This is a genomic window from Allopontixanthobacter sediminis (genome assembly GCF_009828115.1).
In the GTDB taxonomy this organism is placed as follows: Bacteria; Pseudomonadota; Alphaproteobacteria; order Sphingomonadales; family Sphingomonadaceae; genus Allopontixanthobacter; species Allopontixanthobacter sediminis.
In genome coordinates this window covers 503730-516605 of sequence record NZ_WTYL01000002.1, presented here as the reverse complement: position 1 = coordinate 516605, position 12876 = coordinate 503730, and the positions used below count along the sequence as shown (strand labels likewise).

The 12876-nt window shown below is 64.3% G+C and carries 13 protein-coding genes; 8 read left to right on the top strand and 5 right to left on the bottom strand.

The features are described 5' to 3' along the window. Positions 1-9 precede the first annotated feature (9 nt). From GRI65_RS08200 to GRI65_RS08180, 5 genes are read left to right on the top strand one after another with little or no spacing between them, the layout of a single operon-like run. Positions 10-1632, top strand: coding sequence for a M23 family metallopeptidase (locus tag GRI65_RS08200; protein WP_332872618.1), 1623 nt, complete (start codon positions 10-12; stop codon positions 1630-1632). A gap of 58 nt (positions 1633-1690) precedes the next feature. Next, entirely contained in the window at positions 1691-2692 is a 1002-nt protein-coding gene (hemB, locus tag GRI65_RS08195; protein WP_160756033.1) for a porphobilinogen synthase, read from the top strand. Continuing rightward, a complete protein-coding gene (locus tag GRI65_RS08190; protein WP_160756032.1) occupies positions 2693-3268 on the top strand; it encodes a GNAT family N-acetyltransferase in 576 nt (191 codons plus the stop codon). It abuts the gene before it with no gap. Then, complete coding sequence (locus GRI65_RS08185; RefSeq protein ID WP_160756031.1) at positions 3265-3834, top strand: gamma carbonic anhydrase family protein; 570 nt, start codon at positions 3265-3267, stop codon at positions 3832-3834. The genes GRI65_RS08190 and GRI65_RS08185 overlap by 4 nt, the downstream gene beginning before the upstream one ends. Further along, on the top strand, positions 3815-4096 hold the full coding sequence (locus GRI65_RS08180; RefSeq protein ID WP_160756030.1) for a DUF167 domain-containing protein: 282 nt from the start codon (positions 3815-3817) through the stop codon (positions 4094-4096). Before GRI65_RS08185 ends, GRI65_RS08180 begins: the two co-directional genes overlap by 20 nt. Positions 4097-4148: 52 nt before the next feature. Here GRI65_RS08180 and GRI65_RS08175 read toward each other — a convergent pair whose 3' ends face one another. After that, on the bottom strand, positions 4149-4733 hold the full coding sequence (locus GRI65_RS08175) for a YoaK family protein (RefSeq protein ID WP_160756029.1): 585 nt from the start codon (positions 4731-4733) through the stop codon (positions 4149-4151). A gap of 68 nt (positions 4734-4801) precedes the next feature. Beyond that, complete coding sequence (locus GRI65_RS08170; RefSeq protein WP_160756028.1) at positions 4802-6424, bottom strand: cisplatin damage response ATP-dependent DNA ligase; 1623 nt, start codon at positions 6422-6424, stop codon at positions 4802-4804. 106 nt (positions 6425-6530) lie between these two features. Here GRI65_RS08170 and GRI65_RS08165 point away from each other — a divergent pair, with 106 nt between their 5' ends. Beyond that, positions 6531-6839: a hypothetical protein gene (locus tag GRI65_RS08165; protein ID WP_160756027.1), complete on the top strand. Its 309-nt coding sequence runs from the start codon at positions 6531-6533 to the stop codon at positions 6837-6839. Between the two features lie 10 nt (positions 6840-6849). Here GRI65_RS08165 and GRI65_RS08160 read toward each other — a convergent pair whose 3' ends face one another. The 3 genes from GRI65_RS08160 to GRI65_RS08150 form a co-directional block, all read right to left on the bottom strand. After that, positions 6850-7854 carry a ligase-associated DNA damage response exonuclease gene (locus GRI65_RS08160; RefSeq protein ID WP_160756026.1) on the bottom strand — a complete coding sequence of 335 codons (1005 nt, stop codon included), beginning with the start codon at positions 7852-7854 and terminating at the stop codon, positions 6850-6852. A 69-nt stretch (positions 7855-7923) separates the two neighbouring features. Continuing rightward, entirely contained in the window at positions 7924-10314 is a 2391-nt protein-coding gene (clpA, locus tag GRI65_RS08155; protein WP_160756025.1) for an ATP-dependent Clp protease ATP-binding subunit ClpA, read from the bottom strand. 179 nt (positions 10315-10493) lie between these two features. Continuing rightward, complete coding sequence (locus tag GRI65_RS08150) at positions 10494-10694, bottom strand: DUF1192 domain-containing protein (protein ID WP_160756024.1); 201 nt, start codon at positions 10692-10694, stop codon at positions 10494-10496. Between the two features lie 183 nt (positions 10695-10877). On the opposite strand from GRI65_RS08150, the gene GRI65_RS08145 reads away from it, so the two are divergent. Then, positions 10878-11855 (top strand): NAD(P)H-quinone oxidoreductase, encoded by a 978-nt coding sequence (locus tag GRI65_RS08145; protein WP_160756548.1) that lies wholly within the window; start codon positions 10878-10880, stop codon positions 11853-11855. A 1-nt stretch (position 11856) separates the two neighbouring features. Continuing rightward, positions 11857-12798 carry a glutathione S-transferase family protein gene (locus GRI65_RS15495; RefSeq protein ID WP_408609037.1) on the top strand — a complete coding sequence of 314 codons (942 nt, stop codon included), beginning with the start codon at positions 11857-11859 and terminating at the stop codon, positions 12796-12798. Positions 12799-12876: the final 78 nt, after the last annotated feature.

Below are 12876 nucleotides of genomic sequence, written 5' to 3'. Positions count from 1 at the left end.
TCCGACCGGGTGGAACTGTGTCACAGCCAGATCCTGGCCGACGAAGCAGGGGCTGCGCTGGAACCCGCTACCAGTGCGGCGGAAGCTTCTCGCGCGACGGAAGATGCGCCGGCCGGCGAACGGATAGTTTTCCAGCGCGCCCACAGTTTTGCCGACAGGTTCGAAGAATGGCGCCTCGCAATTTCGCAGAGGCTCGAATCGGTCGATCTCGCGCCCGATCTCGCCGAGAAAATCGGCAGCCGCCGGTGGTTTCGCGGCTTCGGCACCTTCCTCGGCCTGTCTGCCCTGTCGCTGGCGTTCTGGCCGGATTTCTCCCCGGTCGAAGCGGCCCCGGCCATGGCGATCAACGATAGCGCGCGCGACGAATTTCGCAGCCAGATGATCATGCCGCTGGCGCTCGGCGCTGACAGCGGCCGACACATGGGCGCGACCGAAGCGGTGGTGCCGCTCAAATCGGTGCCGGAACGCCCCCAGCTTGAAATGCTCGCGACGCTGGTCAGGGGCGACAGTTTCGGCCGCATGTTGCAACGTGCAGGGGTCGGCTCTGGTGACGCCGTTCGGGTGACCGAACTGGTCGCGCGCACGATGCCGCTGCAGGATATCGAATCCGGCACGCAAGTCGATATTACTTTGGGCCGCCGCCCCGCACCGGGTGAGGCGCGTCCGCTCGATGCGCTCAACTTTCGTGCACGCTTCGACCTCGAACTGTCGATCGAACGGGTCGGCGGAAACCTCGCCCTGCTCCGCAAACCGATCGCAGTGGACGAAACCCCGCTGCGCATTCGCGGGACTGTCGGGCAAAGCCTGTACCGCTCCGCCCGGGCCGCGGGCGCGCCGGCGAGCGCCGTGCAGCAATATCTCAAGACGTTGGGCGACCAGGTCGACATGGACCGCTCCGTCCGCGCCACCGACACGTTTGACATCATCATCGCGCATAAGCGCGCGGCCACAGGCGAACGCCAAGCGGGCCAGCTGCTGTTTGCCGGGATCGAGCGAAGCGGGAAAACCACCACGCAGCTGATGCGCTGGGGCCGCGACGGCCGCTTTTTCGAGGCTTCCGGCGTGGGAGAACAGCGCAGCGGGATGGTGTCGCCGGTCCCGGGCCGGGTCTCCTCCCGTTTCGGGATGCGCCGCCATCCGATCCTCGGTTACCGGCGGATGCATGCGGGTCTCGACTTCCGCGCCAGTCACGGCACGCCGATCGTCGCGGTCACCGACGGCCGGGTCAGCGGAGCGGGACGGATGGGCGGCTGTGGCAACGCGGTCCGGCTGGATCACGGCGGCGGCTTGCAGACCCGCTATTGCCACATGAGCCGGATGGCGGTGCGCGGCGGCCAGTCGGTCCGGCGCGGACAGGTGATTGGCTATGTCGGCTCGACCGGCCTGTCGACCGGCGCGCATCTCCATTACGAAATGTACCGGTCGGGCCGGGCGGTCGATCCCGCGTCGGTCAATTTCGTGACCCGGGCGGAACTCTCCGGCGCGGAACTGCGGGAATTCCGCGCATCGCTGGCGAAGCTGAAGACCGTCGAAGCTGGCGCGGCGCTGGCCAATATCGCGCCCGCATCGAATGAGCCGGAAGCGCCGGTGCGCGAAATCGACAAGATTGAAGCTCCCAGGAAAATCGGCTGAACCGCCCGGTCGGCGCGCTGCCGATTGAACTTTTGCGCAAATCGGGCAACAGGGGTGCATGACCGCATCCTATCCCGCACTTCGCCTTCGCCGCAGCCGTGCCACCGGTTGGAGCCGCGCGCTCCACCGCGAAACCATGCTGACCCCTGCGGACCTGATCTGGCCGATGTTCGTCACCGAGGGGACGGGGGTCGAGCATCCGATTGCGTCGCTGCCCGGCGTATCGCGCTGGTCGGTCGACGGGATCGTGGCCCGGGCGTCGGAAGCGGTCGACCTCGGCATTCCGTGCATCGCGCTGTTTCCCCACACCCAGCCGGACCGGCGCAGCGAAGACGGCGCGGAAGCGATCAATCCCGACAATCTGATGTGCCGCGCCATCCGCGCCGTGCGCGACGAATGCGGCGACCGGATCGGCATCCTGACCGATGTCGCGCTCGACCCCTATACCGCGCACGGGCAGGACGGGCTGGTCGATGATGGCGGCTATGTCCTCAACGACGAAACCGTCGCGGTGCTGGTCGACCAGGCGATCAACCAGGCCGAAGCTGGTGCGGACATCATCGCTCCGTCCGACATGATGGACGGCCGGGTCAAGGCGATCCGGATGGCGTTGGAGATGGGCGGCCACCACAACGTCCAGATCATGGCATATGCCGCGAAATACGCCTCCGCCTTCTACGGACCGTTCCGCGATGCGGTGGGATCGAGCGGGCTGCTGAAAGGCGACAAGAAAAGTTACCAGATGGACCCGGCGAACAGCGAGGAAGCCTTGCGCGAAGTGGCGCTGGACATCGCCGAGGGTGCAGACAGCGTGATGGTCAAGCCCGGGCTGCCCTATCTCGACATCGTCGCAAAGGTGAAGGCGCGCTTCGAAGTGCCGGTGTTCGCCTACCAGGTGAGCGGCGAATACGCGATGATCGAAGCCGCGGCAGCGGCGGGCGCGGGCGACCGCGATGCGCTGGTGCTGGAAACTTTGCTGGCGTTCAAACGCGCCGGATGCACCGGAATCCTGACATATCACGCGGCCCATGCGGCCCGTCTCCTGAACGCCGGATCCTGAATGACTGACTTCCGCATAGAAACAGAGCGGCTTGTGCTGCGCGAATTCACCAGCGAGGGGGATTGGGAAGCTTTCTTCCGCGTCACCAACACGCCTGTGGTCATGGAATGGCTTGGCGGAGTGCTGGATGGCACCGGTATCGCGCAGCAGCGCACCCGAATCGAGCAATGTACCGCCACCAACGGACACTGTTTCTGGCTGGTTGAGCGCAAACGCGATGAGGGCCACCTCGCGGGCGAGGTGCTTGGCTTCTGCGGCCTGAAGCGGGCCGACGCGCCGGGCAGCACCGTTACCGGCGAGATGGAAATTGGCTGGCGCCTGCGTGAAGATGCCTGGGGCAAGGGTTACGCGCGCGAGGCAGCGGCGGCATCGCTCGATGCCGGTTTCACCCAGTTCGGCGCAAAGCAGATCATGGCCCTGACCGTGGCCGAGAACCGCGCCAGTTGGGGCCTGATGATCCGCCTCGGCATGCGCCGGCGCGAGGATCTGGACTATCCCGACGATCGCTACGATCCGCCCTGGCGCGACACGATCGTCTATTCGATTTCACGCGAGGAATGGGAACAGCAGCAATGACCGGCAGGCCCGACGTTACGATCATGGCGATCCACGGCAAATCTCCGAGGATCCATGACAGCGCCTTCATCGCCCCGGGATGCCGGATCATCGGTGACGTGGAGATCGGCGCGGATTCCTCGATCTGGTACAATTGCGTGCTGCGCGCCGACGTCAGCCGGATCGTGATCGGCGAGCGCACCAATGTCCAGGACGGCAGCGTGCTCCACTGCGACCCCGCGCGTCCTGGTGACCCGGACGGATCGCCGCTGATCATCGGAGACGACGTGCTGGTCGGCCATCTCGCGATGCTGCACGGCTGTGTCATCGAGGATCGCGGCTTCATCGGACTCGGCGCGATTGCCATGAACAAGGCGGTGATCGGCTCGGACGCGATGCTGGCGGCGGGCGCGATGCTGACCGAGGGCAAGGTAATGGAGGCGCGCAGCCTGTGGGGCGGGCGCCCCGCGCGGTTCATGCGCGAACTGGATGATGCAGCGATCATGGGCATGCGCGCGGGTGTGGTGCATTATGCCCAAAACGCCCGCGACCACCAGGCGGCCGCGGATGGCGCGGCCCAGGACTGATCTGCCGCCCGCCGACGACCTGCGGGCGTTGGCAAGCGAGGGAGGGCATCTGGCCGTCCGGGCTACGCCGGGCGCACGGTCGGAAGCGGTTTCAATCGAAGCGGGCCGGGTACTGGTCAAGGTTCGCGCCCAACCGGAAAGCGGTGCGGCGAACGATGCGGTGCTGAAATTGCTCGCTAAGGCCTTGGGACTGCCGCCGTCTCGGCTGCAAATGTTGCGCGGCGCAACTAGTCGGGACAAGATCTTCGCGATCAGGGACTAGTCGCCCTGGTTTCGATCCACCGGGCCCGCAATGCGAGGCACACCGCCCACGCCTATGCCGCGCCAAACGCCGCCATTTCCGCAGTCAGATACACTGCCGCGCCGGCGATCGCACCGCTAACCAGCCCGAGCCACAGCGCCAGTGTCATCCGCCATCCCGGCAGCGACCGGCCCTGCAGACCTGCAGCGATGACTTGCCCGATGCGGACCAGCGCGCCGGTCATGTAGGTCACTCCGACGGCGACCTCTCCATTGCGCCGGAAGCTGTTGTTGAGCACCCCCATCGCGAGGACCATGCAGGCCATCATCGCGCCTGCGAAGCCGAAAGAATGGGCCAGCAGCGCTGCCCCGAGCAGCGCGCTGGCTAATGTGAGTACCGCGGTCTTGCGCCATTGTCCGGCCCGATCGGATACGATGGCGCCTGCCGTTACGCCGATTACAAAACCGCCGATCAGGCCGAGCGGGATCAGCGCCTGTGCGAGGTCGGTGACCAGATCGACCGCCAGCCGGGTGGTGTTGCCGGACATGAACGACACGAAATAGCGGTCCCCGGCCAGAAAGCCCGCCGCGTCGACGAAGCCGGCCAAGGCGGTAATGCCGATTGCCAGGATGCGGCGTGACGGATCGTAATTGTCCATAGGATTCGCGGGAAGAAACACCTTCCGCCCGTCAATGCAAGCGCGGCCTGCGGGCCGGGCAACGGCGGTCAATCGCGAATCAGTTTTTCCAGCGCCGCGATCCGGTCTGCTTCATGCGCCGGTTTGTCCCACCGGATGCGGTGGATGCGGGGGAACCGCATGGCGAGACCCGACTTGTGGCGCTTGCTCAGGTGGACCGAATCGAAGGCAACTTCGAACACCAGGCTGCGTTCGACCTCGCGCACCGGCCCGAACCGGTTGAGGGTGTTTTGGCGCACGTGCCGGTCGATCTTTTTCAGTTCCTCGTCAGTGAAGCCGGAATAGGCTTTGCCGACGGGCAGCAATTCGGCACCCTCGTCGGGATCGCCGGCCCAGCAGCCGAAGGTGTAGTCGGAATAAAAGCTCGAGCGCTTGCCGCTACCGCGCTGCGCATACATCAGCACCGCGTCGATCAGCAGCGGGTCGCGTTTCCATTTGTACCACAGACCGGTCCTGCGCCCGGCGACATAAGGGCTGTCGCGGCGTTTCAGCATCAGCCCCTCGATCGCATCGTCGCGCGCGGCTTCGCGAATTTGCGCAAGCTGCGCGAAATCCTCCGCATCGACGATCCGGGAGAGATCGAAATGCTCGACCGGCAGGCGCGGGAGGAATTGCTCGAGCCGGTCCCTCCGCTCGGACCACGGCAGGGCGCGCAGATCCTCGCCTTCGATCACCAGCGCATCATATAGCCGCACGAACGCAGGCGCTTCGGCAAGCATCTTCTTGCTAACCGTCTTGCGTCCGAGGCGCTGTTGCAGCGCGTTGAAACTGGCCGCCCCGCCCTGTTTGTCCGGCCCGCTCTCACCGCCTTGGTGCGACCCGCGGACCAGCAATTCGCCGTCGAGCACGGCAGGGATCGACAGCGCCGGGAGCAGTTCCGGGAAGGTTGCCGAGATATCGTCGCCCGAACGCGAATAGAGCCGTGTCTCCCCGCCGCTATCGTTGTCGGCGTGGACCAGTTGGACCCGAATCCCGTCCCATTTCCATTCGGCCGCATACTCCTCCATCGAAACCACGGTCTCTTCCAGCGGATGCGCCAGCATGAACGGGCGGAACAGTGGCAGGCTGCCGGTGTCCGGCGGGTCCGCCCCCTCCGCTGCCCAAGCGAACAATTCGGCGTAGGGCGGCTGGAGGCCGTGCCAATATTCCTCGACCTCATCTACCGAGACATCGAACGCCTGTGCGAACGCGACCTTCCCAAGCCGTGCAGAAATCCCGATCCGCATTGCTCCGGTGGCCATCTTCAGCAGCGCGTAGCGCCCAGAGGGATCAAGCCGGTCGAGTAGCCTGGCGAGTTCGGTGCGTGCGTTCGCCCGCGTCATGTTGCCAAGCAATTCAACCGCTTGCGATACGGTCGGCGGCGGCATGACGTCGGATACGGGTTCCGGCCACAGCAGGCTGGCGGTCTCCGCCGTATCGCCGACAAAGTCCCGACTGAGCGCCCACAGCACCGGGTCGACCCGGTCCGCCATCAGGTTCCGGATCGTCGATCCCTTGACTGCCGCAAAATCGAGCCCGTCGGTCAGTGCCGCCAGCGCCCAGCCGCGGTCGGGGTCGGGAGTTTCCTGCAGATACCGTGCGATCAGCGCCAGCTTGGCATTCCGGCTGCCGGTATAGACCAGGCGGTCGAGCAGGGCGGCAAAGGCTTCCATGTCAGTGCCGCTCCGCCTGCGCTGCCGTTTTGCGATAGGCGGGCCCGAAAACTTGCGATATTGACAGCGGGACTACCAATCCATTCCGACCAAAGGACCCAATGCCATGAAGATTGCGTTGTTTGCTGCCACTGCCTTGCTGCCGTTCGCCCCGATCGCCGCGCAGGATGCGCCGCCTGCCGAAGCCGGGGAAGCGACCGCCGCGAAATACACGCTCGACACGCCGATCGAAGCGCTGGCTGCAGACCCGGCGGCCAAGGCGGTTCTGGACAAGCACCTGCCCGGCACCACGACGCATGCATCCTATGACATGTTCAAGACGATGAGCCTTCGGACGGTGCAGCCGTTCTCCGGCGGCGCAATTACCGACGAGATCCTGGCCCAGGTCGAGCGCGACCTGGCGGCGATCAAGTAGCCGCCTCACCTCAATCGTCCTCATCGTCATAGCCAACCAGAGCCAGCGCCCGTGCGCGGCGCTGGTTGAGCTGGCACCAGCGCAGCAGCGCTTCTTCCCGTCCGTGGGTGATCCAGCTTTCCTGCGGGTTCACTTCCTCGATGGTGCGGGTCAGCTCGTGCCAATCGGCATGGTCGGAGATGATCAGCGGCAGTTCCACGTTCCGCTGCCGGGCCCGCTGGCGCACCCGCATCCATCCGCTGGCCATCGCGGTGATCGGATCGGGTAGCCGGCGGCTCCACCGGTCGTTCAGCGCCGAGGGCGGGCAAACCACAATGGCGCCGCGCATGTCGTCCTTCGAATGATCGGCAACCAGGCGCAATTCGCCCAATTCAACGCCCCATTCCTCGTACAGGCGGCACATCTTTTCCATGGCGCCGTGAAGATAGATCGGATCGCTGTGTCCCGCTGCGCGCAGTTCCGCGATTACCCGCTGCGCCTTGCCCAGCGCATAGGCCCCGACAAGCACGCAGGCGTCCGGATTATCCGCCAGCGCCTGCAGCAGCTTGCCCATTTCCGCTTCGATCGGCGGGTGGATGAACAGCGGCAACCCGAACGTCGCCTCGGTAATTAGAATGTCACAAGGGGTGACTTCGAATTGCGGACAGGTGGGATCCGCCCGGCGCTTGTAATCGCCGGTCACGATCACCCGTTCACCCGCGTGTTCGAGCAAAATCTGCGCCGATCCCAGGACATGGCCCGCGGGCAGATAGGTCGCATCGACGCCGCCTGGTAGCCGGAGTGTCTCGCCGTAGGAAACCGGCGTTGCCCCGGCGTCGGTGGCATAACGCAGTTTCATGATTGCGAGGGTTTCCGGCGTGGCTACCGTCTGGCCATGCCCGCCGCGCGCATGGTCTGCGTGGCCATGCGTCACCAGCGCCTTGTCCACCGCGCGCGAGGGATCGATCCAGCAATCGGCAGGGGGGATGTAGATCCCGTGCGGCTCGGGCTGGATCCAGGAAAAGTCGGCGCTCATCCGTAGGGAATGATCGGCAGCCGTCCTGCGTTCCTGCACCTGTGTGCAAGAACGCAGGACGGAACCGGATTAATCCTCGCTCTGGTCGTCGATATCGTGGTTTGCTGAAGCATCCGACTTCGTTTCAGCCGTCTTTTTCGCCGAAGCCTTCCCCCGGGCCTTGCGCTTGGGCGCAGCCTTCGGCGGGGCCGGGGTCATTTCGAACGCCGGCTTGTTGTCCTTCACCGTGACATGGACCTCGCCTCCGTCGGACAGTTTGCCGAACAGCAGTTCTTCGGCCAGCGGCTGCTTGATCTCGTTCTGTATCAGACGGCCCATCGGACGGGCACCATACAGGCGGTCGTAACCCTTCTCGCCCAGCCAGCCGCGCGCATCGCTGTCGAACTGGATGTGGACGTTCTGTTCGGCCAGCTGCAATTCCAGCTGGAGGATGAACTTGTCGACCACGCGGGCGATAGTGTCCTTGCCGAGATAGGAAAACGGCACGATCGCATCCAGACGGTTGCGGAATTCAGGGGTGAACATCTTCTTCACCGCTTCCTCGCTCGCGTCTTCCTTGGACACATCGCCGAAACCGATACCCTGGCTGGCCATATCCGCCGCGCCGGCGTTGGTGGTCATCACCAGCACGACGTTGCGGAAATCGACGGTCTTGCCGTGGTGGTCTGTCAGGCGGCCGTTATCCATCACCTGCAACAGGATGTTGAACAGGTCGGGGTGCGCCTTCTCAATCTCGTCGAGCAGCAGCACGCAATGCGGCTGCTGATCGATTGCGTCGGTAAGCAGGCCGCCCTGGTCGTAGCCGACGTAGCCCGGAGGCGCGCCGATCAAGCGCGAAACGCTGTGGCGTTCCATATATTCCGACATGTCGAACCGTTGCAGCGGAATGCCCATTATGCTGGCGAGCTGCCGCGCGACTTCGGTCTTGCCGACGCCGGTGGGACCGCTGAACAGGAAGCTGCCGATCGGCTTGTCCGCATCGCGCAGACCCGCACGGCTGAGCTTCATGGCGGTCGAAAGCACTTCGATCGCCTTGTCCTGCCCGAACACGACATGCTTCAGGTCGCGGCTGAGATGCTGCAGCGCGGCCTTGTCGTCCTTGCTGACGGATTTGGGTGGGATACGCGCCATGGTCGCGATGACCTGCTCGATTTCCTTCGAGGTGATCTTCTTTTTGCGGCGGCTCGGCGGCACCAGCATCTGCATCGCGCCGACCTCGTCGATCACGTCGATCGCCTTGTCGGGCAATTTGCGGTCGTTGATGTACCGCGCGCTGAGTTCGACGGCGGTCTTGATCGCATCAGGGGTGTATTTCACCTTATGATGCTCTTCGAACGCGCTCCGCAGGCCTTTGAGGATCTTGATCGTGTCTTCGACCGTGGGTTCGTTGACGTCGATCTTCTGGAACCGGCGCAGCAGGGCGCGGTCCTTCTCGAAATGGTTGCGGAATTCCTTGTAGGTGGTCGAACCAATGCAGCGGATGGTCCCGCCGGACAGCGCCGGCTTGAGCAGATTGGACGCGTCCATCGCGCCGCCGCTGGTGGCGCCGGCACCGATAACCGTATGAATTTCATCGATAAAAAGCACGGCATGAGGCATTTTTTCGAGTTCGGAAACAACCTGCTTCAGCCGCTCCTCGAAATCGCCGCGATAACGCGTGCCCGCCAGCAGGCTGCCCATGTCGAGCGAGTAGATCACCGCTTCCTCGAGCACTTCGGGTACGTCGCCTTCGACGATCTTGCGCGCAAGACCCTCGGCGATCGCGGTCTTGCCGACGCCCGGATCGCCCACGTAGAGCGGGTTGTTCTTCGAGCGGCGGCACAGGATCTGGACCGTCCGGTCGACCTCGGGGCCGCGGCCGATCAGCGGATCGATCTTGCCGGCCATCGCCTTGGCATTAAGGTCGACGCAGAACTGGTCGAGCGCGGAATCCTTCTTGTTGCCGCTGTCGCTGGATTTTTCTTCCGCCTGGCCGGGTTCTTCGACACCCTGCGGAGCGATGCTGCCGCCGGCTGGCTTGCCGCCTTTGCCGATGCCATGGCTAATGAAGCTGACCGCATCGAGCCGCGACATGTCCTGCTGCTGCAGGAAATACACTGCGTAGGAATCGCGCTCGGAAAACAGCGCAACCAGCACGTTGGCGCCGGTGACCGTATCCTTGCCGGACGACTGGACGTGCAGAATCGAGCGCTGGATCACCCGCTGGAAACCGGCGGTTGGCTGCGGATCGGCGTCTTCCTCGGTCTTGAGCGACTGGTATTCCTGGTCGAGATATTGCTTCACCACCGATCCGAGTTCGGTCAGATCAACGCCGCAGGCGTTCATCACGGCCTGCGCGTCGGTGTCTTCCACAAGCGCGAGCAGCAGGTGCTCCAGCGTGGCGTATTCGTGCCGACGGTCGGACGCATTGGTCAGCGCGTTGTGGAGGGTCTTTTCGAGGTTCTGGGCAAAACTGGGCATTCAGCTGTCTTTCCGCGGGAGGTCGGCTGCCGAAAGGGCAACCGAATTCTTGGAGGGGCAGGCGTTCTCGCAATCCGGATTCGTGGCCGGACTCGCGGGCGGCCCTGCATCGTTGATACCAATATGGTGACGTGCCGAATTATTTCGACCCCTTTTGTGGTGGTCTCCGGCAAAAGGTCTCACGGTGTTTTCCCGAACAGCGCGTCTGCCGCGTTTCGCTGGGCCACTGCCTTGTCGCGGTGCGCCTCCACCCGGGCAATCTCGGCCCTCAGCAAGGCAATCCGATCGTCCAGTTCATGCCGAGAATATGGCGCAAGATCCTCACCGGCCAGCTTACTGGCAGCATCGCCCCGCGGGCGCGGCAGGTCTATGTCATCCATCCGGAACGGAGGATCGCAATGCTTGGTGCTTGCTGTCAATGGTCCCGGTGTTTAATCGTGTACCAAGCAGGGTGGGATGTAGCGTAAATGTTACACGCCGCCGGGCGCGGGACAGCGTACAATCAGGGGCACGAATTGAACGACATGGCAGGGGCTACAGCTTTGGATACGGTGCCGGAAACCATGACCGCCGCAGGCTTCGACGCGCCGGGCGGACCCGAAGTATTGCGCATCGAAGAATTGCCGGTGCCTGTTCCTGGCGCGGGCGAAGTGTTGATCCGGGTCGCCTATGCCGGGGTCAACCGGCCCGACGTGATCCAGCGGCAGGGCTTCTACCCCGCGCCGCCGGGCGCGTCGCCGATACTGGGGCTGGAGATTGCCGGCGAAGTTGTCGCGCAGGGAGAAGGATTGGAGCAGCGGGCCCTGGGCCAGCGGGTCTGCGCGCTAGTGACCGGCGGCGGCTATGCCGAATATTGCGTCGCCAAATACGCGCACTGCCTGCCGGTCCCGGACGAGATGTCGCTGGCCGAAGCCGCCGCGCTGCCCGAGACGCTGTTTACCGTGTGGCACAACGTGTTCGAACGGGGTTGGGCATGCGAGGGCGAGACGCTGCTTGTGCACGGCGGGACCAGCGGGATCGGCACGATGGCGATCAAACTCGCCAACCTGTTCGAGATGACCATCATCGTGACTTGCGGCAGCGAAGGAAAATGCGACGCCGCCCGCGTGATCGGCGCGGATCATGCGATCAATTACAAAGCGGAAGATTTTGTTGAACGGGTGAAGGAGATTACCGGCGGTGCCGGGGTGAACTTGGTGCTCGACATGGTCTCCGGCGATTACGTGGCCCGCAACCTGGCCTGTCTCGCCGAAGATGGCCGGCACGTGACGATCGCAGTGCTGGGCGGAATGAAGGCGGAGATCAACATGGCGCAGGTCATGTCGCGGCGCCTGACCATGACCGGATCGACCCTGCGCGCCCGGCCCGACACCTTCAAGGCCGCCGTTCGCGAGGAGATCGCGCAGATAGTCTGGCCGTTCGTGGAATCCAGGAGGTTGCGGCCGGAAATGGACCTGACATTCCCGCTGGCCGAGGCCGCCGCCGCCCACGAGCGAATGCAATCGGGCGAGCATATCGGGAAAATCGTCCTGGAGATGTGATATGAGTTACCCCGTACTGCGAGTTGCCCGCGATTACGCCCTTGTCGAGGTGCGCATGGGGCGCGGCGCGGCGCGGTGGCGGGATATGGAGCAGGTGTTTTCCGGACCGGCGGATGCGGGTGCGGAATGGAAGGGCGGCGAAGGCGAGAAGCTAGCCGCGCGGCACTGCCTGTGGCCAAGCGATCCGGGATCTACGCTGTCGCAGCCCTATCAGGTCTCGGGCGTGAGCGGCCTCGGGACCGGGAAGCCCGAAACGCTGGTGTTCCCGTCCGGTCTCGCCCGGCTGTTCTCACTGCCCAAGGCCAACCGTGATGTGGACGCGGCCTCCGGTATCGTCCCGATCCTGCACGAGGATCCCCGCAGCGGAAATTGCTACAAGATCAAGCTGACCGCCGCCCTGCTCGGCCTTCCGCTGCAAACCCGCCAGTACGATATCCTCCGCGGCGAAACGCGGACGCCGGAGTTTCTCGGGTCGGTCAACAGCCATGGCCGGATCCCGGTGCTGCAGGTCGGGGACTGGTTTCTGCCGGAAAGCAACGCCGCCTGCTGGTATCTCGCGGCCGGCAGCTTGCTGGTGCCGGAAGACCGGTTCGAACAAGCGGAAACATTGCGCTGGATGTTCTTCGAACAATACAGCCATGAACCCAATATCGCCACGCTGAGGTTCTGGCTGCAATTCGTGGGTGAAGGAAATCTCAGCCCGCAGCAGGCCTCGCAGATCCTGCCCAAGCGGATCGCCGGGTCCGATGCGCTGGCGCGGATGGACGAACATTTGGACGGGCGCGAATGGTTCGTCGGCAACCGCCTGACGCTGGCCGATATCGTGCTCTACGCCTACACCCATGTCGCGGAAGCCGGCAGCTTCCCGCTCCGCGATTACCGACATGTCTGCGCGTGGCTGGACCGGGTGGCGGGGGTCCCGAAATTTGTGACAATGGGCTGACAGGCGGCGGCGGCCTGACTCCGAACCGTCACCGAACGGAGATTCGCCTGTCACAATTTGCTGTCATGAACCCTAGGC